27 protein-coding genes are annotated in these 25,062 nt (G+C 51.2%); 14 read left to right on the forward strand and 13 right to left on the reverse strand.

Annotated elements, in window-relative coordinates; all coding sequences use genetic code 11:
- The first annotated feature begins 1 nt into the window (after nt 1).
- Entirely contained in the window at nt 2-952 is a 951-nt protein-coding gene (locus BW941_RS14855; RefSeq protein ID WP_076517362.1) for a lipase secretion chaperone, read from the forward strand.
- A 16-nt stretch (nt 953-968) separates the two neighbouring features.
- On the opposite strand, the gene BW941_RS14860 is transcribed toward BW941_RS14855, so the two are convergent.
- Nucleotides 969-1,769: an inositol monophosphatase family protein gene (locus BW941_RS14860; protein WP_076517364.1), complete on the reverse strand. Its 801-nt coding sequence runs from the start codon at nt 1,767-1,769 to the stop codon at nt 969-971.
- 130 nt (nt 1,770-1,899) lie between these two features.
- On the opposite strand from BW941_RS14860, the gene BW941_RS14865 reads away from it, so the two are divergent.
- The 3 genes from BW941_RS14865 to BW941_RS14875 all read left to right on the forward strand — a co-directional run bounded on the left by BW941_RS14865 (nt 1,900) and on the right by BW941_RS14875 (nt 6,316).
- Complete coding sequence (locus tag BW941_RS14865; protein ID WP_076517366.1) at nt 1,900-2,892, forward strand: CobW family GTP-binding protein; 993 nt, start codon at nt 1,900-1,902, stop codon at nt 2,890-2,892.
- On the forward strand, nt 2,889-3,389 hold the full coding sequence (locus BW941_RS14870) for an NUDIX domain-containing protein (protein WP_076517369.1): 501 nt from the start codon (nt 2,889-2,891) through the stop codon (nt 3,387-3,389). Before BW941_RS14865 ends, BW941_RS14870 begins: the two co-directional genes overlap by 4 nt.
- Nucleotides 3,390-3,535: 146 nt before the next feature.
- On the forward strand, nt 3,536-6,316 hold the full coding sequence (locus BW941_RS14875) for an ExeM/NucH family extracellular endonuclease (RefSeq protein ID WP_076517372.1): 2,781 nt from the start codon (nt 3,536-3,538) through the stop codon (nt 6,314-6,316).
- Nucleotides 6,317-6,350: 34 nt separating this feature from the next.
- Here the strand turns inward: BW941_RS14875 and BW941_RS14880 are convergent, their stop codons facing one another.
- The 4 genes from BW941_RS14880 to BW941_RS14895 all read right to left on the reverse strand — a co-directional run bounded on the left by BW941_RS14880 (nt 6,351) and on the right by BW941_RS14895 (nt 7,958).
- Nucleotides 6,351-6,779 carry a hypothetical protein gene (locus BW941_RS14880; protein ID WP_076517374.1) on the reverse strand — a complete coding sequence of 143 codons (429 nt, stop codon included), beginning with the start codon at nt 6,777-6,779 and terminating at the stop codon, nt 6,351-6,353.
- 5 nt (nt 6,780-6,784) lie between these two features.
- Nucleotides 6,785-7,183, reverse strand: coding sequence for a hypothetical protein (locus tag BW941_RS14885; protein WP_139325867.1), 399 nt, complete (start codon nt 7,181-7,183; stop codon nt 6,785-6,787).
- A gap of 156 nt (nt 7,184-7,339) precedes the next feature.
- Entirely contained in the window at nt 7,340-7,708 is a 369-nt protein-coding gene (locus BW941_RS14890; RefSeq protein ID WP_076517378.1) for a hypothetical protein, read from the reverse strand.
- On the reverse strand, nt 7,701-7,958 hold the full coding sequence (locus tag BW941_RS14895; protein ID WP_076517380.1) for a hypothetical protein: 258 nt from the start codon (nt 7,956-7,958) through the stop codon (nt 7,701-7,703). The genes BW941_RS14890 and BW941_RS14895 overlap by 8 nt, the downstream gene beginning before the upstream one ends.
- A 354-nt stretch (nt 7,959-8,312) precedes the next feature.
- On the opposite strand from BW941_RS14895, the gene rpsF reads away from it, so the two are divergent.
- From rpsF to BW941_RS14925, 6 genes are all read left to right on the forward strand, one after another.
- Entirely contained in the window at nt 8,313-8,744 is a 432-nt protein-coding gene (gene rpsF / locus BW941_RS14900; RefSeq protein ID WP_068435653.1) for a 30S ribosomal protein S6, read from the forward strand.
- A 14-nt stretch (nt 8,745-8,758) separates the two neighbouring features.
- Nucleotides 8,759-8,989, forward strand: coding sequence for a 30S ribosomal protein S18 (gene rpsR / locus BW941_RS14905; protein WP_068438192.1), 231 nt, complete (start codon nt 8,759-8,761; stop codon nt 8,987-8,989).
- A 127-nt stretch (nt 8,990-9,116) separates the two neighbouring features.
- The gene (rplI, locus tag BW941_RS14910; RefSeq protein WP_068436695.1) at nt 9,117-9,563 is read left to right on the forward strand and encodes a 50S ribosomal protein L9; all 447 of its coding nucleotides are present in this window, start codon (nt 9,117-9,119) and stop codon (nt 9,561-9,563) included.
- Between the two features lie 97 nt (nt 9,564-9,660).
- Complete coding sequence (gene dnaB, locus BW941_RS14915) at nt 9,661-11,049, forward strand: replicative DNA helicase (protein ID WP_068438189.1); 1,389 nt, start codon at nt 9,661-9,663, stop codon at nt 11,047-11,049.
- A 38-nt stretch (nt 11,050-11,087) separates the two neighbouring features.
- Entirely contained in the window at nt 11,088-11,690 is a 603-nt protein-coding gene (locus tag BW941_RS14920) for a hypothetical protein (protein ID WP_076517382.1), read from the forward strand.
- On the forward strand, nt 11,690-12,229 hold the full coding sequence (locus BW941_RS14925; protein ID WP_076517385.1) for a GNAT family N-acetyltransferase: 540 nt from the start codon (nt 11,690-11,692) through the stop codon (nt 12,227-12,229). The genes BW941_RS14920 and BW941_RS14925 overlap by 1 nt, the downstream gene beginning before the upstream one ends.
- Nucleotides 12,230-12,296: 67 nt before the next feature.
- On the opposite strand, the gene BW941_RS14930 is transcribed toward BW941_RS14925, so the two are convergent.
- The 4 genes from BW941_RS14930 to BW941_RS14945 form a co-directional block, all read right to left on the reverse strand.
- Entirely contained in the window at nt 12,297-14,174 is a 1,878-nt protein-coding gene (locus BW941_RS14930) for a dockerin type I domain-containing protein (RefSeq protein ID WP_076517387.1), read from the reverse strand.
- A gap of 227 nt (nt 14,175-14,401) precedes the next feature.
- The gene (locus BW941_RS14935) at nt 14,402-14,596 is read right to left on the reverse strand and encodes a CPXCG motif-containing cysteine-rich protein (protein ID WP_076517389.1); all 195 of its coding nucleotides are present in this window, start codon (nt 14,594-14,596) and stop codon (nt 14,402-14,404) included.
- Between the two features lies 1 nt (nt 14,597).
- A complete protein-coding gene (locus BW941_RS14940) occupies nt 14,598-15,245 on the reverse strand; it encodes a replication protein P (protein WP_084189031.1) in 648 nt (215 codons plus the stop codon).
- Complete coding sequence (locus BW941_RS14945) at nt 15,160-16,344, reverse strand: DnaT-like ssDNA-binding domain-containing protein (RefSeq protein WP_084189033.1); 1,185 nt, start codon at nt 16,342-16,344, stop codon at nt 15,160-15,162. The genes BW941_RS14940 and BW941_RS14945 overlap by 86 nt, the downstream gene beginning before the upstream one ends.
- A gap of 109 nt (nt 16,345-16,453) precedes the next feature.
- On the opposite strand from BW941_RS14945, the gene alr reads away from it, so the two are divergent.
- The 4 genes from alr to BW941_RS14965 all read left to right on the forward strand — a co-directional run bounded on the left by alr (nt 16,454) and on the right by BW941_RS14965 (nt 19,758).
- The gene (gene alr, locus BW941_RS14950; protein WP_076517391.1) at nt 16,454-17,524 is read left to right on the forward strand and encodes an alanine racemase; all 1,071 of its coding nucleotides are present in this window, start codon (nt 16,454-16,456) and stop codon (nt 17,522-17,524) included.
- Between the two features lie 175 nt (nt 17,525-17,699).
- Nucleotides 17,700-18,215: a PaaI family thioesterase gene (locus tag BW941_RS14955; protein ID WP_076517393.1), complete on the forward strand. Its 516-nt coding sequence runs from the start codon at nt 17,700-17,702 to the stop codon at nt 18,213-18,215.
- A complete protein-coding gene (locus BW941_RS14960; protein ID WP_076517395.1) occupies nt 18,208-19,077 on the forward strand; it encodes a patatin-like phospholipase family protein in 870 nt (289 codons plus the stop codon). Before BW941_RS14955 ends, BW941_RS14960 begins: the two co-directional genes overlap by 8 nt.
- Nucleotides 19,078-19,164: 87 nt before the next feature.
- Complete coding sequence (locus BW941_RS14965; protein WP_076517397.1) at nt 19,165-19,758, forward strand: hypothetical protein; 594 nt, start codon at nt 19,165-19,167, stop codon at nt 19,756-19,758.
- An 18-nt stretch (nt 19,759-19,776) separates the two neighbouring features.
- Here the strand turns inward: BW941_RS14965 and BW941_RS14970 are convergent, their stop codons facing one another.
- The 4 genes from BW941_RS14970 to exaC form a co-directional block, all read right to left on the reverse strand.
- The gene (locus BW941_RS14970) at nt 19,777-20,496 is read right to left on the reverse strand and encodes a P-loop NTPase family protein (RefSeq protein WP_076517399.1); all 720 of its coding nucleotides are present in this window, start codon (nt 20,494-20,496) and stop codon (nt 19,777-19,779) included.
- Between the two features lie 111 nt (nt 20,497-20,607).
- On the reverse strand, nt 20,608-21,600 hold the full coding sequence (locus BW941_RS14975; RefSeq protein WP_076517402.1) for a glutathione S-transferase family protein: 993 nt from the start codon (nt 21,598-21,600) through the stop codon (nt 20,608-20,610).
- Nucleotides 21,601-21,740: 140 nt separating this feature from the next.
- Nucleotides 21,741-23,267: a protein adenylyltransferase SelO gene (locus BW941_RS14980; protein ID WP_076517404.1), complete on the reverse strand. Its 1,527-nt coding sequence runs from the start codon at nt 23,265-23,267 to the stop codon at nt 21,741-21,743.
- A gap of 245 nt (nt 23,268-23,512) precedes the next feature.
- On the reverse strand, nt 23,513-25,033 hold the full coding sequence (exaC, locus tag BW941_RS14985; protein WP_076517406.1) for an acetaldehyde dehydrogenase ExaC: 1,521 nt from the start codon (nt 25,031-25,033) through the stop codon (nt 23,513-23,515).
- Nucleotides 25,034-25,062: the final 29 nt, after the last annotated feature.

The raw sequence follows: 25,062 nt of genomic DNA on the forward strand, positions 1-25,062 counted from the left end.
TATGAAAACCAGCATAGTCGTTGTCGTTCTGCTGTTGTCAGCGACCGTCGCTGGCTTTTACTGGCTGCCGCAAGGTGATCTTGTGATCAGCCCTTCAGATCCATTTTCATCGCAGCCGGATGACTATCGAGGGCCTATAGCGGCCACGCCGATGCATGCTCGCATTCATCAATCCGCAACCTTCAGAGGGGCATCACCCGATGGGCGGTTGCAGGTATTGAATGGTGCCCTGCTGATCAATCGCGATCTGAAACGTTGGATGGATTTTTATCTCAGCTCTGTGGGTGAATTCAGTATTGAAGAAATTACTGAATTTATGGAAGCAGAGATGCGCACTTTGCCAGCGCCTGCAGATCAGCAGGCGCTGGACCTTTTGAATAAGTATCTTGCGTATCTCGATGATATTTCCCGATACGATGAAGTTAGCGGAAGGAAAATAAATGGTGCCGATCTGGCCGGCCTTACAGCGCGTATGGAATGGCTGGAAGATCTGCGGCGGGTGTACTTCGCTGAAGCTACTATTGCCGCTTTTTTTGGTGATGATGAGGCTTTGGATCGCTACTCTCTGGAAAGAATGCACCTTGCACAGAGCGGCGATACAGAAGCTATGCAGCAGCTGGAAAAAGAACTTCCGCTTCACCTTCGTGTTGCACGAGAGAAAGCCCGAGCCATTGAAACGTCTCAGAGCCTGCGGGAATCTATCGATGACCCTGAGGCACTCTGGCAAGCGCGAAAAGAACAGTTTGGCGAGGCAGCCGCCGACCGGTTGGCGATTCTGGATGCAGAGCGACAACAGTGGCAGATCAGGCTTGCGGACTACAGAGCATTCCTGGAACGTAACGCCGATCGCGAAAATATCGAGGCGCTGGCTGAAGCCTACCGCATTGAGAATTTTTCGTCGCTGGAGCAGAAGCGGCTCGATGCCGCCCTGCAGGCGAATTCTGATCTGTAACTGCAGAATTGGGTTGCTATGGCTCAGCTTTGCGAAGGAGCGCCTGTAATGGACTGAACAGTGGTGGTGCAGCGATAAGAATGTTGTCGCCACACAGCTCGGGGTTCGTCTCTTCACTTAATGTCTGGATGTGGCCAAACGAGGCGCCAGCCTCCCGGGCGATCAGTTGTGCAGCTGCAAAATCCCAGGGTTTTACTGATTCGTAGTAGCCATCAAGACGCCCGCAAGCGACCCAGCAGATATCGAGTGCTGCAGAACCCAGGCGTCGTATATCGGCGCAGTGTGCCAGAACCTGCTCCAGTCGCTTCATCAATAGCGGCAAATTATCGATTTCGTATGGGAAACCAGTCGCTATGATTGACCGGGCCAGGTCGGTCTTCTCTGAACAGTGAATGGGTAGATCGTTGAGTCTCGCGCCTTTTCCTGATTGTGCATGAAAGGTTTCATCGATAAACGGGTTGTGCACGACGCCGACTCGCGCCTCGCCATTGTGGTAGTAAGCAATTGAGACAGCGACCTGTGGATGACCATGAGCAAAGTTCACCGTGCCATCAATCGGGTCGACGATCCAAAGATGTTCCTGTTGGCCGGCTTTAGCCAGCTCATCAGGGTTTAATTCCTCGGACAGAATCTGATGGTCAGGGTAGTTCCGCCGAATAGCCGCTGTAATCAGCTCGTCAGCCGCGACGTCGGCCTGAGTCACCAGTTCACTGCCATTTTTGTACGATAGCGACAGCGACTTTCTTTGACTGGCAATGAGGTCGCCGGCCTCTTTCGCTAAACGCAGCGCCAGAGTCAGAATGTTGGTCTCGTGCATGATTCATTCACCAGCAAAAGTAATTAACTGTGAGTATGCGCTCCCAAAACCGGGCTGACCAGTGAGCTTATCGGGGGCGTAAGAGTGATAGAGTGTTACACTGTATCCTTTTATAGCCAGAGCAAACGGTATGACGCGAGTACATCTCATCACTGGGTTTTTAGGCGTGGGTAAAACGACTGCCATTCTGGACCTTTTGCAACAGTCACCTGAAAACGAGAAGTGGGCGGTGCTGGTTAATGAGTTTGGTGAGGTCGGGGTTGATGGCGCTATCCTCGAGGCTAACGGCGCGGTGGTACGTGAAGTTCCGGGCGGCTGCCTCTGCTGTGTGTCCGGGCTACCGTTTCAGATGGGGCTGAATATGTTGCTGGCCAAAGAGAAACCCGACGTTCTTTTGATTGAACCCACCGGTCTGGGTCATCCCCGCAAAGTACTGACAACACTGCGCAGCGACGACTATCGCGAGCTGCTCACGGCGGGTGCTAATCTTTGCTTAATAGACCCTCGCCACCTTAAAGACCCGCGCTACACCGACAACGATACGTTTAATGACCAGATCACATTGGCTGATGTTCTGGTTGCCAATAAAACCGACCTCTGCTCGCCTGATGATCTTGCCGCATTCGATGCACTGGTAGCGTCGGCTAATCCAGCCAAAGCAGCCAGTGTGCGCACAGTGCAGGGGCAGATTGATGCAAGCTTACTGGCGTTACCAACCAACCCAGATCGCTTGCAGCTGAAAGATCGTGGCCACCATCATCACCACAGCAAAGAGGCGGTTAAACCTGTTGCGTTAGAGCCGGGTGAAGAACTGCGTCGCCTCGAAAGTCACGGCGAAGGGCATTTTTCCTGTGGCTGGCTTATAACGGGAACATGGGTTTTTTCTCTGGATGCTCTGCGTCACTGGTTTGACCAGCTGGAGTCAGGTGAAAACAAAGTGGTGCGTGCCAAAGCGTTAATCCGTACCGAGCAGGGGCATTATGTTCTCAACTGGCGGGATGGTGTACTGTCAGAGATGCCAACGCGTGCGCTGGAAGAAAGTCGGCTTGAAATTATTACCGAGACGCCCCCGGATTCTGATGCGCTGGAAATGTCCCTGATGAAATGCCGGAGTGAAGGATGAAATATTGCCCGCAATGCAAAGCCGATATCAATGTTCAGATTATCGATGGTGAAGAGCGGCGTGCCTGTTCGGTACAGTGTGGCTTTGTCTTCTGGGATAATCCGACTCCCGTGGTGGCTGTTGTGGTCGAAACGCCCGGAGGCGTAGTGCTGGCGCACAATAAACTATGGCCAGCTGGTAAATACAGCATCATCACCGGCTTTCTGGAACGTGGCGAAACACCGGAGATCTGTGCGTTACGGGAAACCGAAGAAGAGTTGGGTCTGCGTGGTGAACGAGCGGAGTTTATTGGCTTCGAATTGTTCGATGGTAAGGGGTTTAATGGTCATGAATACAATCAGATTATCATTGGTTTTTATGTCTATGCCGAAGGGGGTATCACCCTTGATGAAAACGAATTGGATGAATACAAAATTATCCCCATTGAAAAGCTGAAAGGCTGGGGCTCAGCGACTGGGAAAATTGTTCAACGCTGGCTCGATCGGAAAAATTCCTAAGCTATTACTGATTGCCGGGAAACCTTATAAAAAATACGTTTAATAAACGGTAATAAATACGCCGCAAAACCGTAAACAAAGTGACCCGGCAATGACATCTGTTTCTGACTGAATACCCGCTGGTTTTTCTACCGGACGGTGATGTAATGAAACACTCTCTTCTCTGGCTGGCGATGTTCTCTGCGAGCGCCGCTCATGCCGATATTCTTATTAATGAAACCGATGCTGATAACCCCAGCACAGATACGGCCGAATTTATTGAGCTGTATGATGGCGGCATCGGTGCTCAGTCTCTGAATGGCTTGTCTCTGGTACTGTTTAACGGCAGTAACGACAGCAGCTACGAGTCGATTTCACTGAATGGCTTTCAGACAAATTCCGATGGCTATTTTGTTGTTTGTGGTGATGCTTCGAACGTCAGCAACTGCGATCTGGATGTATCTCCGGACAGCAACCTTATCCAGAATGGCGCGGATGCTGTGGCTCTGTACAGTCGTCCAGCGACTGATTTTCCGGGTAGCTCAGCGGTGACAACAGAGGAGCTGGTGGATGCCGTCGTCTACGATACTAATGATGGCGATGATGCAGGGCTGTTGGTACTTCTGAAAGCTGGTCAGCCTCAATTAAACGAGGCGATGAGCGGCAATAAAGATCAGCACTCACTGCAGCGTTGTTCTGGTGGTGCGCGGGAGACCGAAGGATTTGTCGCCGACCTACCAACCCCGGGGGAGGCGAACAGCTGTGGCGGCAGCGAGCCTGAGCCAACGCTGGGTGCGTGCGGTGACGCCGCGACGCCGATCAGCGCGATACAGGGCCTGATTACAGATATCACCAATGATGCCAGTCCGCTAAATGGTCAGCAGGTGATTGTCGAAGCCATTGTTACAACAGACCTTCAGGGCGGCACTCTGGCGAACGGCGATTATTCGTATCAGTACAGCGGCTTCTGGTTACAGCAGGCGGATAGCGAAGCTGACGCTGACCCGATGACATCCGAAGGTGTGTTCGTATACAACTACAGTGAAAACGTCTCTGTTGGTGATCGTGTACGTCTGCAGGCAACCGTCGGTGAGTACAATAATGTCACTCAGTTGAGCAATATCTCTGACATCGCAGTCTGCTCAAGTGGTAATGCGCTTCCGACTGCGGTTGAAATGTCTCTACCGGTTGCTGATCTAGCCGAATTTGAAGCGGTCGAAGGTATGCTGGTTGAAAGCGACCAGTCGCTGTTGATCAGTGACCTGTTTGGTACCGGTTATGGCTTCGGTAATTACGGACAGTTTGCTGTGTCGTCCCGCCTGCATTTTCAGGGCACTGAGATAGCGTTACCCGGCTCGTCAGAAGCGCTTGCCGCAGAGCCCAATCGTGTACTTGATACTCTGCTGGTTGATGACGGTGTGTCGGCGTCGTATCCGGAATATATTCCTTTCCCGGATGCATCGGGCTTCTCTGCGGATAACCCGGTACGTATCGGTTATTCCGTCCCTGCATTCCAGGGTGTGATGAACGCGTTCCGCGATAATTACACGGTTATTCCTTCGGCCGTCACCATTGATCCGACACACCCACGCACACTGGCGCCGCAGGTGTCCGAGCAGGCGAATCTGGTTGTTGTCGGCATGAATGTGCTCAACTTCTTTAATGGTGATGGCATGGGTGGCGGCTTCCCGACCCCTCGTGGCGCACCGACTCAGGACGCACTCGATATGCAGACGGCAAAAATCGTTGCCGCTCTGGATGCCATGGATGCCGATGTTATTGGTCTGATGGAGCTGGAAAACGACGGCTGGGGTCCTGAAAGCGCTATCGTAGAGCTCACAGCAGCACTGAACGCAGCTCAGGCTCCGGGCGATGAGTACTCGGTTATTAATCCGGGGGTTGCGGCTTCAGGGTTAGGTACAGATGCTATTGCCGTCGGTCTGATTTATCGCGCTGATCGCGTATCGCCTGCCGGTGCGGCTCGTGTCCTTGATTCCAGCAACTCACCGCTGGATGAAAATAACACTCCACTGTTTGACGATACCAAAAACCGTCCTGCGCTTATTCAGACCTTTAATGTTGATGGCCAGGAAATTACCTTTGCCGTTAACCACCTGAAGTCCAAAGGCTCGGCATGTTACGAGCCTAACGAAGGTGCCGATGGTCAGGGTAACTGCAACATCAACCGTACTCGCGCAGCTCAGGCGCTGGTCGAGTTTCTTGCTGACGATGAACAGGTCATGATTCTGGGTGATCTGAATGCCTACAGCCAGGAAGATCCGATGCAGGCTTTCTACAGTGCTGGTTTTACCAATCTTAAGTACACGGAAGCCGCCACCGAAGAACAGCCATACAGCTATACCTTTTCTGGCCTGTTAGGTTCTCTGGATCATGCGCTGGCGACGAGCGATCTGCTGGCTCAGGTGGTGAGTGTCGATGCCTGGCACATCAACTCGGTGGAAGATTCGCTGGTGGATTATCTGACCGAAGCCAATGGTCAGCCGTATTCATCCGTTGATAACTACGCCGCGCCAGATGCTTACCGTTCATCTGATCATGATCCGATTGTCGTTGGTCTGATGATCGAAGCGCCCAATGTTGCACCAGAACAGATAGCCGATATTCCTGTGATTGAAATCACCCGTCGCAATGAAAACATCGAGTTGGACCTCAGTGCTTATGTGAGCGATGCTGACGGTGACCTTCTGTCGTACGAGGCGTTAACCCTCCCGCAAGGCATGACACTGAGTGCGATGGGGGTTCTCTCTGGTGTGGCGGATCGTGATTTGCTGAATCAGCTACCTGCGACTGCAACTATTGAAGTCAGTGATGGGGCAGAGAGTGTTCAGCTGGTGGTCGACATCCGGGATGAGCGCCCGGTGACGAATTTTTTTAGCAGGATAATTGAGTTATTCCGCTCAATTTTTTCCTGGCTTTTTGGACGTTAACTTCTGAATATGTCATACGCCAGTCGTAGGCAGATCAGAAATTAACTTGTGCCTGTGCTGAATCCAGCAGTACAGGCACAGCTCCCCGGCTGGCAAAGGTATTCAACAATGCTTCCCAGTCGGGACTTAATAATTCGTTACGATAACCCTGAATAAAGACATTTCGTTCTTTCAGACTGATGCCTTTGAACGCCGTCGTGGTATTCAGCCAGTCTTCCTCAATACCGATAATGTCTTCCGCCGAAATCAGCAGATAAATGTCTTTGTATGGGCAGATATTCTGCGCACTGGTGACTTCTGAAGAATAACAGTCAAAGCAGACATCAGGCAGAGACTCTGCGAGTTTTTCGGTAACGTCTGAAGGACAACCTGCTGTACATATCAAAGCTGCGCAAGACATCGGGGCACTGCCCTTGGTTGCAGGATTTTCGACGGTCGGATGTAAAGGAATTCGCTTGAGCATAGTGGCTACACCAGGTGGTGGCTGATGAACTGCATCTCGCGGACAAGATTGCGTAAACTGCGTTCACCACCTGGGCGAGCCTTGTACATATGGCGTAGGGCGAAGAACACCTGATACAGAGCATCGAAGCAGAGGGTGCGGGAGGCTTCTTCGCACTCTGGGTCGAGGCTGATTGAACGTAGCGTTGTGTAGATTCTGCGCAGCCAGCTTTCCTGCAGGCGTGTTAAACCTGAGCTTCCAGCATTGATGGCAAGGTCAAGACCTGTGTCCAGATAATGATCCAACAATTCGCTATTCAGTGAACGGTAATTGGTGATGCTCAGTTCAAGCACTGTAAATTGATCGTGCCGGGACAAACCAGGGGTAGTATCACAGGGCTTTGGGTCGTCTGGGACTGTTTGCATGGATCGCATTAGCTCTTCCTCCATCGGATAAGAATAAGTTAATGCGAATTATTATCAGTTGCAATATTTGGCTTATTGCAAATATCTATCAGAATTGGCTTTTAGATAGTGAAAGCTGCTTCGATAAAAAAGCCACATTCTATAGAAAAAGCAAAATTACCAGTTGAAAGGCTTCTCGCCCCGGGCGTTCAGTTTCACCCAGCCTTCTTTTCCAGAGTCGCTTTCTGATTCTTCCCAGCCACTGTCGCTACAGCGGACTTCGGTCTCTAAGGCATGCCAGGCAGCTCGTGCTGCTTCCAGGTCGGTATTCCACGGCGTGTCGTTCTGTTTGAACCAGAGGCTGGAGAAGTTCTTTTCAGCGTTGGCGTTCATATAGATATCCATACCGCCTGAACGCCAGTGTTGATGAGTGCCAGTGTCCTTTATTGCGTTGATCTCTCCCAGCACTGAACGTAGCCACTCGGTAACTTTGGCTGGGTCGCCTTTCATCAGGTAAATCTCAAGGTCCGGGAAGCGTTCAGTCATTGCGGGTATCCGAAAACAGTCGAAGTAGGGTGAGCATTATATAGGCGCTTAGAGAAATAAGGGCACCGCTTGCTGCGGTCGTCAGACCGATCAGTGTCACGACTTCCTGAGTCAGAGACGGCGATATTCGGTTGTCGGCGAAAAGCATGGCGCCTGCGCCGGCAAAAAACAGTGTGGCGCCAATTGAGAAACGGGTCAGGTATCGCCGCTCTTTACCCTGTTTTGCAATGATCCACTCTTTCAATGCCATGTTTAAGGCTGTCGGGCATGGGCCCGGTTCCGTTAATGATGTCAGGCTATCAGTGTAGGAGGGTTCCGGGCTTGAAGAAAGAGCCGGGGGATGACGTACGAAGCTACCGCCAACGGACAGACAGTTGCCCCAGTAGCTGCGTGGGTCAGGCCACCCTCATAGCCCTTATCTATAGTAGGGCCCGTAGTTAACGCTGGGGATGTGGCAGAGTGTCGCAGTCCGGGATTGAATCCACTGGCCTGATCACATATAATCGCCGCCCTTCGTTTTTCTGTGCCCTATGATGGCACGGAAATCCGGACTCCTTGCCTTACCGGATGGGCCGGAAGGCTATAAACCCATAAGGAGCTGAAAATGCGTCATTATGAAATCGTTTTCCTGGTTCACCCGGACCAGAGCGAACAAGTACCTGCGATGGTTGAGCGTTACACCAACACCATCGAATCTACTGGCGGTAAGATCGACCGTTACGAAGACTGGGGCCGTCGTCACCTGGCATACCCAATCAACGACGTGCACAAAGCGCACTACATCCTGATGAACGTTGAATGTACTCAGGAAGCGCTGGATGAACTGACTACTAACTTCCGTTACAACGACGCTGTTCTGCGTAACATGGTTATCCGTCGTGACGAAGCTGTGACTGAAATGTCTCCAATCAAAGCGGCAGAAAGCCGTGAAGACCGTCGTCGCGCTGAGCGCAACGAAGCTTCTGAAGCGAAAACCGAACAGTCTGAAGAAAAGGCTGAACAAGAAGAATCTTCAGCTGAAGACAACGCTGAGTAATAGGAGATCAGATCATGGCTCGTTTTTTCCGTCGTCGTAAGTTCTGCCGTTTCACCGCTGAAGGTGTGACCGAGATTGATTACAAAGATCTGGACACTCTGAAAGGCTACGTTACCGAAACTGGCAAAATCGTACCAAGCCGTATCACCGGTACCCGCGCTAAGTATCAGCGTCAGCTTTCTACAGCAATTAAGCGTGCTCGCTACATTGCTCTGCTGCCATACACTGATCAGCACGACAAATAAGAGATACGGTTAACACTGTATCATTACTAATTTTCGTAGCCCGGCATCCGTGAATGAATGTCGGGAGACAAAAAGACACGGTGGCTTATTAATTCATAAGTAAGTCACCCTGTAATGAGGAATCATCATGCAAATCATTCTGCTGGAAAAAATCGCAAACCTGGGTTCACTGGGTGATCAGGTAACTGTTCGTCCGGGTTACGCTCGTAACTTCCTGTTCCCACAGGGCAAAGCGGTTCCTGCGACTAAAGCAAACGTTGAACAGTTCGAAGCACGTCGTGCAGAACTGGAAGCTCAGGCTGCTGATAAGCTGTCTGCCGCTCAGGCCCGCGCTGAGCAGATCAACGAAATCGAACTGTCTGCAGCTGTTAAAGCAGGCGACGAAGGCAAGCTCTTCGGCTCACTGGGTAACCGTGACGTCGCAGACCTGGCTTCTGCTGCTGGTGTTGAGCTGGCTAAATCTGAAGTACTGCTGCCAGAAGGCCCAGTGCGTCAGGTTGGTGAATACGACATCACCATCCGTCTGCACCCAGAAGTTGAAGCAGTACTGAAACTGCACGTAGTTGCTGAATAAGTAATTACCGCGCAGTGGCCGCAATGATGGCTCATTGCGGCAGATTAAGGCACTATTGGTTCCCACTGATAGTGCCTTTATTTTTTGCATTGAAGATATGAACGAAGAATTCGGACAGGATACAGAAAGCGTCGGCAGCAGCCGTATGCCACCCCATTCAGTTGAAGCAGAGCAATCAGTGCTGGGCTCTCTGATGCTGGATGAACGGGCCTGGGAGACTGTCTCAGAAACACTGCTGGATACCGACTACTACCGTCACGATCATAGGATCATCTTCCGAGCTATCCAGCACCTGGTCGCTCAGGAACAGCCGATTGACGTTGTGACTGTCGCAGAAGAGCTTGAAGAGCGCGGACAGCTTGAGAAAGCAGGCGGGGCGTCGTACCTGAGCCGACTCGTTGATATGACCCCTTCAATCGACAACTGTGCAGCCTACGCAACCATTGTTGCAGAACGCTCACAGCAGCGTAGCCTGATCGAAGCCGCTAGCGACATCATTGAGAAGGCCTATGAGCCGGGCGGTGCAGACGCTCTCACGCTGGTGTCTGATGCAGAAAAGTCCATCGCCCAGATTGCAGAAGGCAACCGCAAGGATGGTGGCCCTGAACTGGTCGCTCCTATCCTCAAAAATACGCTTGAGCAGCTTGATCAGATGTTCAATCAGCCTGAAGGGCTGACAGGTCTGACAACGGGTTTCACTGAGATTGATAACAGGACTTCGGGCTTCCAGAAAGCCGACCTGGTGATTGTGGCGGCACGTCCATCCATGGGTAAAACCACCTACGCCATGAATCTGGTTGAGAATGCGCTTCTCGCGACCAAGCGACCGTGTCTGGTGTTCAGTCTTGAGATGCCTTCAGAGTCTATCGTGATGCGTATGCTGTCTTCGATCGGGAAAATCGACCAGACCCGTATCCGCTCCGGTAAGTTAATTGATGAAGATTGGCCGAAGCTGTCAGCTGCGGTAAATATGCTGAAAGACCTGCCGTTGTACATTGATGACACCGCTGCCCTCACGCCACAGGAAATGCGTGCCCGTGCTCGTAAAGTGTACCGTGAGAACAATAATGATCTGGCCATGATCATGGTCGACTACCTTCAGTTGATGCGGGTGTCAGGCCCTTCCGAGGGGCGAACGCAGGAGATTTCTGAAATCTCGCGAACTCTGAAGATCATCGCCAAAGAATTTAACTGCCCAATGATTGCCCTGTCGCAGCTTAACCGATCACTGGAGCAACGTCCGAATAAGCGTCCGGTAAACTCTGACTTGCGTGAATCCGGTGCTATCGAGCAGGACGCCGATATTATTCAGTTTATTTATCGTGATGAGGTCTATAACGAAGACTCTCCTGATAAAGGCATTGCCGAAATTATTACCGGTAAACACCGTAACGGTCCGATTGGTATCGACCGTCTGGCATTTATTGGTAAATACACCCGATTTGAAAACCTTGCTCATGGCTATGACGGCGATGACGAGTACTGATTCGTCATCATCCCGATTTTAATCAGTAGGTAGTTCCCATGAAATTTACTCCCGAGCTGGAGATCCCCGGCGGTTGCATCAAACCCCTGCACTACGACGATATCGACGGTTTATTCGAACTGTACAAACATCCTGAAATTCCCGGCCAGCGCCCTCTTGAAGACAAAGAGCAGCTGAATCGTATGATTGATTACAGTGTTCAGATGGCTGCTACTCAGCGTGGGATGATGTGGGCTATCGAAACAGAAGGGCAGATCAAAGGCATGGTCAGTGGATTTGACTGGCAGCCGTCAAACTTACGAATTGTGATGCGCGTTGATGGCTTACCCTCCTTAACGGTAGAAGAGCGAGCGGGGGCATTGAAAGCAGCGATCGGATTTCTGAGCAAAAAATACCACGTCCGTAATTTTGCTTATCAGTGGATTGAAGGTCAGTCTGACGATATTAAAGTGGCGCTCTCAGAATGTGGTTTTACTTTGGCTGCGCGCTTGCGTGATGGCTGGCGTACTGGGAATACCGAGTTCTCAGATGTAGAGCAATATCATTGGGTGTCCAGTGACGATAAGCCCGTACCGAGAAAACTGGGTGACGATGACGAACTGGGCCAGAACCTCAATGCAAATAAAAGAGGGGAGTCCTGATGAGTTGGAACTTCGAAACAGAACACTTTCTCATTCGCCTGCCGGTTTCTGATGAGGACGGAACGGCACTGTTCAAGCTGCTGAGCCAAGACTCTGCGGTAGCTCATATTCCGCGTTTGCCTATGACTGTTGAAGCTCAGGCGCTTGATGAATTACGCAGAATCGCAATGCGATTCGAGACGCGCGAAGCTGCCTTCTGGTTGATCGAACGTAAGTCTGACGGAGACGTTATTGCACGTATCGGTATTCAATACATCAACTGGATGATGCTGAACGCTCAGTTGCAGTGGGAACTGTCGGCAGAGTGTGGTCTTGAAGAATTGCAGGAAGTGCTTCCTGTTATCGTAGGCTATCTATCACAGGACCTGCATTTACATCGCCTGGAAATGCGTTTGAGAACGGGTAGTGAAAACCACAGCAACATGCTAGTTGAGTTAGGCTTTTCACGCGAAGGCACACTACCTTCTCAGCAGGAATTTGAAGGCGAAGATATTGATCTGGATGTTTACTCCTTACTTAAAGGAGAGCTGAAGGCGTAATTTCACGCTCGCTGACAGAATAAAAAAGGCCGCAGATGCGGCCTTTTTTATTCGCTACCTCAGAGAGTTACAGGTCACACTGAACTGCGCCCTGGTTGGCCTCAATCATGGCAAGGTCATCACCATTAACACTGCCATCGTTATTTACATCGAAGTTAGTACTTGGATAGAAATAGCGGATGTAGTAACGCCAGAGGTCGGTAGAATTGATCAAGCCGTCGTTGTTAAAATCTCCAGCGAGAAGCTCGACGCTAGCACTGGTGGTGGAGTTCAGGTCAACAGTCGTACACTCAAATACGTGATTCGGATACGAGAGTGCAATGTCAAAAGTCCCGTTTCCAGAATACTCGATCATAATCCGGCCGTTTGCGTCAGAGGTCTTTTCACTGCGTACGGACTCTGAATCGATAATTACAGCCTCAACACCTGATTGAGCCTCGACATTTGGCAGACTGATTGTCAGCTCAAGAGAATCAGGCTCTCGTGCGATGTTATATTTAGCAATGGGAGTCTTGATATAGTTGGCTTCAATGAACTGGGGCTCTGAGGCTGTCATTAATAGCAGGTCAGCAATATTTGCTGGACTGGTATTTTGAACTGAATTAGCAGCGTCACCGCTAGCGATATATTCTGCATACGCTGAAACTGCAAATTTCGCGACGAGATCCTCTATTACTTCCGCTTCCATTGCGGCTGACATGCCAGGGTGTTTCTGACTTGCCGGGAGTGTCGACACTAGGCCTGAGATGGTCGTTCTTACTTCATTTACGTATGTAGTTCCTAAAACATCATTCAGGTTGTCTATTAAGGGAGTCGTTAATGAAGTGAGCTCTGATGTCTCCAGGTCTATAAGCACAGGCATTACAGTAATGCCTTGATAACCGATGAATCCAGTGAGAACTTCAGAGTCATAACCCAAGGTAATGAATTGCGTATACCCCGTGATTTCGTTCGGTGTATTCTGATCCAGATCACTAGTAGTAAAAGGGAGCGGTTGTAACTCTGTATTACAGGTTATTTCAACGCCATTAATCGTATATTCACAAAAGCCACTCTGGGTACCTTCGCTGTAACGATCGACAACGAGGAGGTAGGAGTCATTGATCTGTATATCAGAGTATGTGCCTAGTGCGATACCGCTAGTACTAAGTACTGAAATACTACCATCCGGATTCAAACGGTAAACTTCGCTATCTCCGGAAGTCTTTCGAGTAATGATGGGCGTAGTTGTATTATTAATCCGTAGATCGTTGAGTGAAGACGACGTTGGAATCGTGTAGCTTAAACCTGATTTATAGGCAGTTACCTGATTTTGGTACGCAGTGAGCAGAACATCATTAATATAGCTGACAGAACCAAATGACTGAAACTTGTTAATGTCTGAATCTACAGCGAAAATTGCACATGAGGTTGGCTGCTGAGCTGGAGAGACTTGTACATTATACGTGCTACGATCACACTGATAATGAGTAGACGTGCTGAGTTCATGTATGAAAATACTGGCGTCATCTATTCCTTGCAGCGTCAGGTCGCTATCACTGGTGGCCTCTAACCCAGAGTAGCGTATGTTACCTATCAGACTTTCGATGTGGGCCTGATAGGCGCTGTCATTCAAGGCAACTCCTTCGGATGTCAGTTGATTAAGAGCTGCCTGATCAACCGGTAGGGAAGGATAGCTGCTGAAGTATCCAACGGGATATAGGTTTGTTTGCTCTAGAAGAACCAGCGCTTCAGAGAAGCTTTTTGTTGAAATGTCATATGAAGTTCTGTGGGGCTGGCCAGTAAGCTGACTTTCGAAAACTACGTCATCAACTGTATTGCTGGTTATAAGCAAATCCTCAGATACACGGGCGGTGTCGTAAATGGATTCGACGCTGGTAATTTCCAATGCTTGTGCTGTGATACTGGCAACAGTTGTTGCAATGAATAAAGCGGATCGCTTCATGAATCAGATTCCTTCTGCTGATTTCTTATTTTGAGCCAGTATGTAACTGTTTTATTGAGATACCTGTCAAATACTTATAGTGGCCTGAAAAGTAAATGGTACTTTTTCATTAGTCGTTAAGCGTAAATTTCATACAGGTATTCTGGTGCTTTGGTTACTGTTGAAACCAATTTATTTGTGTGGAGCTGGCACCGATTATCTTTTGATCGGCTGGTGAAGAGAAAAGATCAGGAATCGTTCTCGTGAGAGGTGCTTAACGACACGCTGCCATCGAATTCTTCGGTCAAGTGGAAGTGGATCGGCCGACAGCAGACCTGGCAATCCTGAATATAGCTCTCTTCTTCCACATCGCTCGGATCAATAAAGACGGTTTGATACTCGCCACAATACGGACAGTGAATTCCTTGCTCTTCAAGAAACATGTCAGAGATCTGCAATAAGGTTTTTCAAGCGGTCTTTTTGATCATCACGGGACAGCGGTGTTTTGGTTTCTTTGGGGAGAGCACGAGGAAGATCGATCTCCAGATCTTCGCCATTTTGAATGCGGTTTAATAACAGGTCGTAATTTCGTTTAAAAACGGGGAAGACTTTTTCTTCGGGTTCGTTGGCTATAAAAAACCAATCAGTTGCGCGCCCGGCGAAATAGACCGCAGGGTGGCTCCAGTTAAACTCTTTCTTCGGCGATGGTGCCCGGCAGGCTTCGACGTAAGCTGCGTGAGCGGCGGGTAGACCGAGTACTTCAGCAACGTCACAGCGTGCCAGTACTTCGTGAACGTTAGGTAGCCAGCCATTTTCTTTTACCGCTTTTTCAGCGGCGCGCATGATGACCTCACCACTGTAGTCCCCGAGCAGGCGTAACCACAGGCGTTTTGCCATATTCATGGTATCGAGGTCGGGAAACGCCTTCAGAAACTGGTTATGGTAGTTAAACCTGAAGAGCTCAAAAATCTGGTTAATGGCAGACAGCTGGTCGTCGCTTGGCGCGTTATTTTGCCCAGCTGGTGTCACTGAGTCGGCTGACGCTTGCTTCAGCTGTTGAGTAACCCGGTTGAGTACCTGCTTGCTGTCCATTGTTGGCTCCTGTTGGATTGCCAGAGGATTGAGCGTGTCGTTTCGCCCATTGCTGCTTCACGTATTGTAAGAAGCGGCTGTTCCAACTGTTGTGTACCTGATTCGAATCCCGCCAGTATAAAACAAACTCGGCGACCAGTGCGCTGGCGAATTCGCGTGGAATATGGCCCATGCCCAGAATGTCGTAACAGTCTTCGGCGGGCTGCCAGTTGCTCTCGATGCGGGTAGGCATAGGTGAGTGCTCAACGGCGGCGGTGTAACGTGCCCACTGTTGGCGGACATGCTGAATAAATTTGCTGTTCCAGGTTTTGAATACGTCACCGCGCTCCTGCCAATAGAGAACAAACTCGGGCACTGCATCTTCAATAAACTGCGGATCGATACCCGCGCGTTGCAGGATCTGCAATGCATCGCTGCTGGGTTGCCAGTCTCCGGTAATGGGCTGGGCCTCTTCCTGAGTTGGCTGAAAGCCTGTCCGTTCCTGCTGTCGACGGAAACGGCCAGCGTCGTTCTGCGCATAGACCCACTGATTTTTTATAAAGCGGAAGAAGCGTGTGTTCCAGTCATTACGGTTTGAGCCCTGTTCCTGCCCTTGCAGTATGAAGGCATCAAGCTGTGAAAACGAAAACGCGCGAGGAATGCCATGTTGCTCAAGTCGCTGAACGGCTTCCTCAGAGGGTTGCCATTGCTCAGGCATAGGCGCAGGACGGGTCGGTTGGGGCTTACTCTGCGGCTGCGCAGCGACTGGTTGAACTGCCACTGACTGAGTAGGGGCTGTAGTGCGCTCGGGTGCGACCTGAGGCGCAGGGGCATTACCAAAGCTGAATACGATGCCCGCTGCCTGAGTGAAAGCTGGGCCGTGCAACTGCAACAATCCTTTGGCTGTCAGGGAATCCAGCACCCGTACTATGGTGCTGTCGTCCCAGAACGGCACCTGGCGCCGGAGCGTATCGCTGTTCAGACGCGCCTGAGGCTGCGTTTGCAGGCGTGCGGCGTCATTAAGAACCGACAGCAGTATTGCTTCTTCGAGCCCGATCGTTGCCGCGAGTGTCGCAGAGAGACTGATGGCATGATCGCTGATTAGCGGATGAACGGGCATGAACGACTTCCGGGGTGTAAGTAAGGCTGACATAATGACATAAGCGCTCCGGTGTTCGCACCGGCGCGAACCCAACATTGTACTGATTTTCAGGAATCTTCATACGCCTATGACCCGTCCGACACGTGCCCTGCTGAAATGGTCGAATCTGCGTCACAATTATCGAAAAGCACGCGAAGCCACCTCTCATGAGGCGTACGCCGTGATCAAGTCCGACGGCTATGGCCATGGCATGGTGGCCTGTGCCAATGCACTCAGTGGTGAAGCCGATGGGTTTGCCGTTGCCTGTGTTGATGAAGCGGTAAAACTGCGCAATGCAGGTATCCGTCAGCCTGTTCTTGTCTTAGAAGGCGCCTACGATGCTGAGGAGTGGGAGCAGGCCTCAGAACACCATATTCAGCTTGCGGTTCATCATCCTCAACAACTGAAAGATCGCGCAGAAGCTCAACTCTCTGATGATGTGGCGGTCTGGCTCAAGGTCAGTAGTGGGATGAACCGACTTGGCGTAAAACTGGAAGATGCCCCTGAAATGATTGCTCGCATCCGCAATGATCGCGGTCTGATCCTCCGACATGTCATGAGCCACTTTGCGACGTCGGATGAGGCGGATACCTCTTTCTACGAAGAGCAGAAGCAGCGGATGATCAGTCATGCCTGGCCGGTTCCTCTCAGTCTAAGTAACAGTGCCTCTGTCATCCGCGGTGGTGTAGCGGAAGAAAAGGTCATGCGCCCTGGCATCATGCTGTACGGAAGCTCTCCCTGCGAAGACATCAGCGCACTCGAAGCAGGCCTGAAACCTGTGATGACGCTGCAGTCGGCTTTGATCAGTGTGCATAACGTAAAAGCGGGTGACACTGTCGGCTATGGCTGCACCTGGACGGCGCCTCGTGACAGTCGTATTGGTGTGGTCGCGATTGGTTATGGTGATGGCTATCCCCGTCACGCCCCGACAGGAACACCTGTCAACGTCGCAGGACAGTCATGTTCTCTGGTTGGTCGTGTTTCAATGGACATGCTGACCGTTGATATTACGGATGTTCCAGAAGCGACCATCGGTTCTCCAGTTGAGCTCTGGGGGGAGCTGGTGGATGTGGATGAGGTAGCAAGATTGGCAGGGACGATCAGCTACGAGCTTTACTGTCGACTGACGCAGAGAGTGCCTCGTATTAATTTGCAGTAACCATCTGGCAAAAGCCATCTTGCAGTAGCCATCCGGGATTCGTTTCTGCCGGTAATCAGATCTCTGGAACAGACTGGTGCGCGTCTCGGGCTGGCCAATTGCGGCCAGACGGGGACAAATCCTGCCCGACTTTGCATAATGCTGTCCTGATATTTTCCCGGTAAGAGAGCGCATCATGCCCTGGCAACCCATCAGCAAAGCTGATCACCGCTGTTTTGGCTGCGGTACAGAGAATCCTCACGGTCTGAATATGAATTTCGAAACCGATGGCGAGAAGGTCAGAACGGTTGTGACGATTCCGGAGCACCTTCGTGGCTGGGCGAAGCTTGCCCATGGTGGAGTTACCTCAACCATTCTGGATGAGGTGATGGGTTGGGCCAGTATGTATTTCACCAATAAGTATCCACTGACCAGAGACCTGAACGTCACGTTCCAGAAGCCTGTTTACGTCGACCAGACGGTAACGGCAACGGGCTGGATTAAAGAGCAGAAAAATCGTCGGAAATTTCTCCTCGTCGGCGAGCTGCATGACGAAAACGGAGAGCTACTGGCTTCTTCATCGTCCGAATTCGCTATGTTCGATAAAGATCAGTTTCTGAAGCTGGGCCTGGTTGGCGAAGAGGATCTGGATGCAATGACCTGCACATTCTCCTCATCACACGATTACGGGCACAGTTATTCAAATGACTGAGGCAGCGCAGATACCTGAGGTTAACGAGGTGGAATCGGCCCTTATCGTGGAAGGGGGAGCCATGCGCGGGATATACAGTGCAGGCGTTCTGGATGAGTTTATCCGTGCAGATTATTATCCCTTTGATTGGTATTTCGGTGTATCGGCGGGCGCGTCGAATACAGCGGCTTATATCGGTAAACAATACGGGCGAAATTATAAAGTCATCACCGACTACTGTCGTCGGCCCGAGTTTAAAAGCCTTCGGCGCTTTCTACGTGGCGGCCACCTGATCGATATTGAATGGTTGTGGGATATTACCGAGCGCGAGCTTGATATTGGCCTCGACGAAATCGATAAGCACAAAGGCCGATTTCTTGCCGTTGTTACTGATGCCGAAACAGGAGAGGCTGACTACATCGCCCCTGAGCGTCACGAACTGTTTCAGGCAATTAAGTGTTCTGCAGCTATGCCACTGGCGTTCAGAGACTCCATCAGGTTTCGTGGACGTACCTGGCTGGATGGCGGTGTCGCTGACTCCCTCCCGGTAAAAGAAGCCTATCGTCGCGGTGCACGTAAAATTATGGTGATACGTTCTAATCCGGCTTCTTACCGTAAGCAGGCTTACCGTTTCCGGCATCTGTTCCCGTATATCCTGCGGCAGTACCCAGCGGTAGCGCGTCGTTTGCAGCGGCGTCATATTGAATACAACGAAGCGCTCGATTTTATTCGCAACCCACCTGACGACTGCCAGGTCATTGAGTTGTGTCCACCAGAAGCGTTTTCCGCCGGACAATTTACTACAGATATGCAGATACTGGACGAAGCTTATGCCATGGGCAAAACCGACGGAGTTAACATTCTGAGTCAGAATCTGATCTGACTCAGGATTACAGCGACTCTCTACTGACGCCCGAATGGTTCAGCGGTATAGTCAGTCGTAAAATGCACTCAGGAGGAGAGGCAGCATATGGATCGTGTTACAGGTGTGTATATTCTTACGAAGCGGCTAATCATTATGACAGCCGTTTCGATCTGCATTTTTACCGCGCTGTTCTCCGCAACCTTCTTACACGAAGGCCGCTTGATGGTCAGTTGGGCTGTGTTTGTTTGCGGTATTCTGGGCGGGTTTGTCAGTATTCAGCAGCGAGTAAAGACAGTCACAGATCAGGAGCTGAGATTGCTTACCCGTTCCTGGTTCCAGATTCTGTTGATTCCTATCTTTGGCGGCCTTTTTGCCCTCGTGCTCTACAGCCTCTTTCTGTCAGGGATTATTTCAGGACACATGTTCCCTTGGTTTTATATCCCTGAACCGGATGGGCATCCTGACAATGCCTATATTGTCTCTTTTCTGACCGAGACGTATCCAGCGACTGGTCAGGATATGGCCAAGCTTCTGTTCTGGTCATTTGTTGCAGGATTCTCGGAGCGTTTCGTTCCTCAGATTATTAATCGTGTGACGGATCAGGTTGAGGAAGACGAGCGTCAGAAAGACAAATCAGGTTCGGGTAAGCGGGATGCTGCTGCAGAAGAAAAGGAAACAGCGGAAGTCAGAACTAAGTAATCTTCCGCTGCCTCAGCGTCAGATGATTTGTGGGACAAGACTCGATGTATGTGCCTGAAGTCCCTTCTCAATCTCAGCGTAAGACTTTTTACACCAGACACGTGTGCGCTGACGTTCCATCAATGACAGCGTACCCTCTGCGCGTTCGGTAAGATTCCCGGCAGCCCAGAAATTCAGCGACAGTTTGTCGATTTTACGCATGGTTCCATCGTGCAGTTCATTGATGGCAATAGATGCTTTTGGGGTAATCCCTGCATCAGTGATTGTCTTCTCAAGGCTACTGAAATCGCCACCGCGGCCAAAGTTCTGCACCAGGACACACGGCAGCTCATCCTGATAGCGCTCGAGGAAAGCCGCAGCCAGTCGGGCTGAATCCATGCCATCGTCGACGACGTACCAGAAATAGCACTTCACGCCGGTCTCTTCACACAAAGCGCTGACGTCGTTGTCATCCATCCAGCGCTTGAGAAAACGTTCACTCTGAGCCGGAAGGTCGACCACAACGTTGACGTCGTTCTCCAGGGCGGTTTCAACAATACGGTCCGCGCTCTCGAACTTATCCAGATTCACAGGTTGGGTGAACTCGGGATAGAAGCGGGTCAGGGTGTCGTGGGACTGATCCGCGTCGAACCCAGCGTAGTGCATGTTGTTGTCAAGAAAGTACTGCGACAGCAGGCGGGAGAATACGGATTTACCGACACCGCCTTTTTCGCCACCAATAAAGTGGATTGTGCTCATAGTGTGTCCCTGCGATGCCTGCATAGGCAGCAGGCAAAAAATGTTTGAAGGTCGACTAAGCTAGCACAATCCGGGTGTCGGAATTATTTCAATTGTCGTCTTTGACGACGATCACTTGAGCGACTCTCGACCATGCGCCCGGTTAAAGTCGAGCGCAGGGCCGACAGGCACGATGCGCGTTGGGTTGATCATGTCGTGGCTGTAGTAGTAATGACGCTTGATGTGAGAGAAATCGACCGTCTCGGCAACGCCCGGATGCTGATACAGGTCGCGCACGTAGCCACTGATCGCCGGATAATCTTCGATGCGGCGCAGATTGCATTTGAAGTGACCGAAGTACACGGCGTCGAACCGGATCAGCGTTGTGAACAGACGCCAGTCAGCCTCTGTCAGAACACTTTTGTCCCCATCTCTGACCAGATAACGCTGCTGTGTCAGTCGTTCCTCAAGCCAGTCCAGTGAGTCAAATAATTCGCTGAAGGCAGCTTCATACTTCTCAGTTTTAGTAGCGAAGCCGGCTTTGTATACGCCATTATTGATCGTGTGATAAACCCGCTCATTCACTTGATCGATCTGAGGTTTCAGATGCTCAGGGCAAAAATCCTGCTGATTACCGGTAATATCGTTAAAGGCGCTGTTCAGCATACGAATGATCTCGGCGGATTCGTTGCTGACGATACATTCCTGTTGTTTATCCCACAGCACAGGGACAGTCACTCGGCCCGTGTAATCCGATTTATTGCGGGTATAAATCTGATGCATAAAGTCGCTGTGATAAAGCGGATCGCCAGAGCTGCCTGCCCCGGTATCAAAGGTCCAGCCGTGATCCAGCATATCGGGAGATACAACCGATACACCAATATGACCAGCGAGTCCTTTCAGCTGACGAAATATAAGTGTGCGGTGTGCCCAGGGGCAGGCGAGAGAGACATACAGGTGATAGCGACCGGACTCGGCCCTGAAACCGGCATTACCGGAAGGGCCAGCACTGCCGTCTGCCGTTACCCAGCTTCGTAGTTGCGCGTCTTCGCGTTCGAACGCACCGTCTGACTTATCGGTGTCGTACCATTTGTCGTGCCACTCACCTTTTACCAGCAGTCCCATCTGAGCCTCTCTTGGTCATCATCTTCTGTTCAGATTAGCAGCGGACAGCATGGGTAAAAACCGGGATTCTGGAACAATGGGTTGCAAGCGGCCCGGGAAACTCCCGTTTTACCTTGAGGTCTTGCCATACCGCCTGCTGGTCAGGTGCCGCAGAAGGTCCTGAACACCTGCTCTGCTGGCAATGGGGGCGCTTCATACGCAGCGTATTCGGCATGTTGCTCGTAGGGTGACTTCAGCGCGTCGAGTAAAGCTTCAAACGGAGCGTAGTCCCCTTCTTCCGCCGCCGAGATCACCGCCTGCACCTGATGGTTGCGGGGGATGATGGCAGGATTGTTCTGTTTCATCCGCTCTTCAGCCGCTTTCAGTTCTTCGCGTTCGCGCAGTCGTGCCTGCCAGTTGCTTATCCAGTCTGACAGGCGCTGCTTGATGCCATCCGTTGAACGGGCATCAGGCGAATCAAATAGGGTAAACAGAGCGCTGGTATCATTATTCGAGTTTGTACAGTCACTCAGTCGGCGGAAAAACAACGTGAAGTCGAGACGGCTTTCATCAAGAAGGTCGAGCAGAGATTCGAAGATTTCCCGGTCGCTAGTCTCGGCTGAGCTGAAGCCAAGCTTCTTCGCCATGCCGGATTCCCAGGCACTTTGGTGCATCTGGACATAGTCATTGAGAATCTGAGTAGCGTCATCAATCGCCTGTTTCTCGTCTGCTTCGCTGTCTGTGTCATTCATAAACAAAGGCAGCATGGCTTCCGCAAGACGAGTCAGATTCCACTGTCCAATGGCAGGTTGGTTAATGTATGCGTAGCGACCCTGTTGATCAATTGAGCTGAAAACTTTTTTACGATTAAAGGCATCAATAAACGCGCAGGGGCCGTAATCAATTGTCTCGCCACTGACGGTCATATTGTCGGTGTTCATCACGCCATGAATAAATCCAAGGTTCATCCATGATGCAATTAATTCTGCCTGTTTCTTAACGATATTTTTAAACAGTGATAAATAAATATTCTCGCTTTCAGGGCTGCTTTTAAGCTCGGGGAAATGTCGGTCAATCACATGATCTGCCAGCGCTTTCAGGGCGACATGATCTCTACGTATCGCAAAATACTGAAACGTCCCGACTCGGATATGACTGGATGCCACACGGGTAAATACTGCACCGGGTTCGCGCTGCTGGCGAATCACATGTTCTCCTGAGCTGATCACAGCGAGTGCCCGAGTGGTCGCAATACCTAAAGCATGCATGGCCTCGCACAGGATGTACTCGCGCAGCGCGGGCCCGAGCGGGCTGCGACCGTCTCCACCGCGCGAAAAGGGAGTCCGCCCAGATCCTTTGAGTTGGATATCTTTCAGTTTTGCATTGCTGTCATAGAGATCACCCAGCAGGATGGCGCGGCCATCCCCGAGTTGCGGATTCAGGTTGCCAAACTGATGCCCGGAATACGCCATCGCCAGTGGGTCGGCATTGTGTGGCACCAGATTGCCGGAAAATATCTGAGCGAGTTCTTCATCATCGGCATCGCTGAATTGAATATTTAATTCGGTCGCTAAGGGCACATTGAAACGAATCAGCGTCGGAGTTTTTACCGGCGTGGGCATAACGCGTTCGAAACACTGCTCAGGAAGTTGCGCGTAGATGTTTTCGAACGGGAAGACGACAGGCATAGCGATGCAACCAATAATAACTGAGTATATTGATAGGGTATTATTGATTGTGGCGTATGTATACCAGAGCAGGCCCTAGATAAAAAAAGAGCACCCGCGAACGGGTGCTTAAAAAGGGCCTTAATGATGCCGGGTCTCCCAACAAACCGACATCAGCCCAGGAGGAGAAATGCAGCGCATTTCATACCAGAGGAGAGGTAAAGCTTTTTTCCTTAAAAGAAACCGACCCTAGAAGAAAACTGATTTTAGAAAAAGCCTAAGGGGCTGGTGGCATAGCTGACCAGCAGGTTCTTGGTCTGCTGATAGTGCTCCAGAGCTACCTTGTGCGTCTCACGACCGATGCCGGATTTCTTATAACCACCGAAGGCAGCGTGTGCCGGATAGGCGTGGTAGCAGTTGGTCCATACCCGGCCAGCCTGAATACCACGCCCCATGCGATAGGCGCGGTTCATGTCGCGGGTCCAGACGCCAGCACCGAGACCAAACTCAGTATCGTTGGCAATTTCCAGCGCTTCAGCTTCATCTTTGAAGGTCGTCACACTGATGACTGGGCCAAAGATTTCTTCCTGGAAAACACGCATTTTGTTGTGACCTTTGAACACGGTCGGCTGAATGTAGAAGCCAGTTTTAAGGTCACCTTCCAGTGTTGCTGCAGCACCACCAGTCAGGACTTCTGCACCTTCCTGTTTACCGATTTCGATGTACTTCATAATGCGGTCGTACTGTTCTTTCGATACCTGAGCACCGACCTGAACGTCAGTATCCAGTGGGTTGCCACGCTTGATGGTCTGAGCACGCTCAATAACTTTCGCCATAAATTCGTCGTAGATGCTTTCCTGAACCAGAGCACGCGATGGGCAGGTGCAGACTTCGCCCTGGTTAAAGAAGGCGAGCACGGTGCCTTCGACCGCCTTACTCAGGTAGTCATCCTCCATCTGCATCACATCTTCGAAATAGACGTTAGGCGACTTGCCGCCCAACTCGACGGTGCTTGGAATCAGGGTTTCTGCCGCGCAGCGCAGAATGTGCTGGCCAACCGGTGTTGAGCCAGTAAACGCCAGCTTAGCGATCCGCTTGCTGGTGGCCAGAGCCTGTCCTGCTTCTTCGCCCAGGCCGTTGACGATATTCACGACACCCGCTGGCAGCAGATCACCGATCAGTTCCATCAGAACCAGAATAGAGGCAGGGGTCTGCTCTGCAGGCTTCATCACCACGCAGTTACCCGCGGCCAGTGCAGGGCCAAGTTTCCAGGCGGCCATCAACAGCGGGAAGTTCCACGGGATGATCTGGCCAACAACACCCAGCGGCTCATGCACGTGGTACGACACTGTGGTCTCGTCCAGCTCGGCCATGCTGCCTTCCTGTGCACGCAGGCAACCTGCGAAATACCGGAAATGATCAACGGCCAGTGGGATGTCTGCAGCGAGGGTTTCGCGCACGGCTTTGCCGTTATCCCAGGTCTCGGCCACGGCCAGCATCTCGAGGTTCTGCTCGATGCGGTCGGCGATTCTAAGCAGGACATTTGAGCGTTCCTGAACTGAAGTTTTCCCCCAGGCCGGTGCAGCTGCGTGAGCTGCGTCGAGGGCTTTTTCGATGTCTGCGCTGTCGGAGCGGGCAACACGACAGAATACTTCTCCGTTTACCGGGCTGACGTTGTCCATGTAATTACCGTTTACAGGGGCAGCGAATTCGCCGTTGATGTAGTTACCGTACTTCTCTTTGAAAGTGACGACAGCGCCTGGCTGTCCTGGATTTGCATAGATCATCAGGGTATCTCCGTTGTTATTCTTGCCGG

The sequence above is a fragment of the Thalassolituus maritimus genome, assembly GCF_900156675.1.
Classification (GTDB): Bacteria; Pseudomonadota; Gammaproteobacteria; order Pseudomonadales; family Oceanobacteraceae; genus Thalassolituus; species Thalassolituus maritimus.

What these genes read in the sequence shown, in the direction of transcription:
- BW941_RS14865 (WP_076517366.1), top strand. Translation starts at nt 1,900, where the DNA reads ATGACGCGAGTACATCTCATCACTGGGTTTTTAGGCGTGGGTAAAACG.
- BW941_RS14860 (WP_076517364.1), bottom strand. Translation starts at nt 1,769, where the DNA reads ATGCACGAGACCAACATTCTGACTCTGGCGCTGCGTTTAGCGAAAGAG.
- BW941_RS14970 (WP_076517399.1), bottom strand. Translation starts at nt 20,496, where the DNA reads ATGAGCACAATCCACTTTATTGGTGGCGAAAAAGGCGGTGTCGGTAAA.
- rplI (WP_068436695.1), top strand. Translation starts at nt 9,117, where the DNA reads ATGCAAATCATTCTGCTGGAAAAAATCGCAAACCTGGGTTCACTGGGT.
- BW941_RS14885 (WP_139325867.1), bottom strand. Translation starts at nt 7,183, where the DNA reads ATGCAAACAGTCCCAGACGACCCAAAGCCCTGTGATACTACCCCTGGT.
- BW941_RS14965 (WP_076517397.1), top strand. Translation starts at nt 19,165, where the DNA reads ATGGATCGTGTTACAGGTGTGTATATTCTTACGAAGCGGCTAATCATT.
- BW941_RS14895 (WP_076517380.1), bottom strand. Translation starts at nt 7,958, where the DNA reads ATGGCATTGAAAGAGTGGATCATTGCAAAACAGGGTAAAGAGCGGCGA.
- exaC (WP_076517406.1), bottom strand. Translation starts at nt 25,033, where the DNA reads ATGATCTATGCAAATCCAGGACAGCCAGGCGCTGTCGTCACTTTCAAA.
- dnaB (WP_068438189.1), top strand. Translation starts at nt 9,661, where the DNA reads ATGAACGAAGAATTCGGACAGGATACAGAAAGCGTCGGCAGCAGCCGT.
- BW941_RS14940 (WP_084189031.1), bottom strand. Translation starts at nt 15,245, where the DNA reads ATGGACAGCAAGCAGGTACTCAACCGGGTTACTCAACAGCTGAAGCAA.
- BW941_RS14920 (WP_076517382.1), top strand. Translation starts at nt 11,088, where the DNA reads ATGAAATTTACTCCCGAGCTGGAGATCCCCGGCGGTTGCATCAAACCC.
- BW941_RS14980 (WP_076517404.1), bottom strand. Translation starts at nt 23,267, where the DNA reads ATGCCTGTCGTCTTCCCGTTCGAAAACATCTACGCGCAACTTCCTGAG.
- BW941_RS14930 (WP_076517387.1), bottom strand. Translation starts at nt 14,174, where the DNA reads ATGAAGCGATCCGCTTTATTCATTGCAACAACTGTTGCCAGTATCACA.
- BW941_RS14960 (WP_076517395.1), top strand. Translation starts at nt 18,208, where the DNA reads ATGACTGAGGCAGCGCAGATACCTGAGGTTAACGAGGTGGAATCGGCC.
- alr (WP_076517391.1), top strand. Translation starts at nt 16,454, where the DNA reads ATGACCCGTCCGACACGTGCCCTGCTGAAATGGTCGAATCTGCGTCAC.
- BW941_RS14880 (WP_076517374.1), bottom strand. Translation starts at nt 6,779, where the DNA reads ATGCTCAAGCGAATTCCTTTACATCCGACCGTCGAAAATCCTGCAACC.
- BW941_RS14890 (WP_076517378.1), bottom strand. Translation starts at nt 7,708, where the DNA reads ATGACTGAACGCTTCCCGGACCTTGAGATTTACCTGATGAAAGGCGAC.
- BW941_RS14935 (WP_076517389.1), bottom strand. Translation starts at nt 14,596, where the DNA reads ATGTTTCTTGAAGAGCAAGGAATTCACTGTCCGTATTGTGGCGAGTAT.
- BW941_RS14955 (WP_076517393.1), top strand. Translation starts at nt 17,700, where the DNA reads ATGCCCTGGCAACCCATCAGCAAAGCTGATCACCGCTGTTTTGGCTGC.
- BW941_RS14925 (WP_076517385.1), top strand. Translation starts at nt 11,690, where the DNA reads ATGAGTTGGAACTTCGAAACAGAACACTTTCTCATTCGCCTGCCGGTT.
- rpsF (WP_068435653.1), top strand. Translation starts at nt 8,313, where the DNA reads ATGCGTCATTATGAAATCGTTTTCCTGGTTCACCCGGACCAGAGCGAA.
- BW941_RS14855 (WP_076517362.1), top strand. Translation starts at nt 2, where the DNA reads ATGAAAACCAGCATAGTCGTTGTCGTTCTGCTGTTGTCAGCGACCGTC.
- rpsR (WP_068438192.1), top strand. Translation starts at nt 8,759, where the DNA reads ATGGCTCGTTTTTTCCGTCGTCGTAAGTTCTGCCGTTTCACCGCTGAA.
- BW941_RS14870 (WP_076517369.1), top strand. Translation starts at nt 2,889, where the DNA reads ATGAAATATTGCCCGCAATGCAAAGCCGATATCAATGTTCAGATTATC.
- BW941_RS14875 (WP_076517372.1), top strand. Translation starts at nt 3,536, where the DNA reads ATGAAACACTCTCTTCTCTGGCTGGCGATGTTCTCTGCGAGCGCCGCT.
- BW941_RS14945 (WP_084189033.1), bottom strand. Translation starts at nt 16,344, where the DNA reads ATGCCCGTTCATCCGCTAATCAGCGATCATGCCATCAGTCTCTCTGCG.
- BW941_RS14975 (WP_076517402.1), bottom strand. Translation starts at nt 21,600, where the DNA reads ATGGGACTGCTGGTAAAAGGTGAGTGGCACGACAAATGGTACGACACC.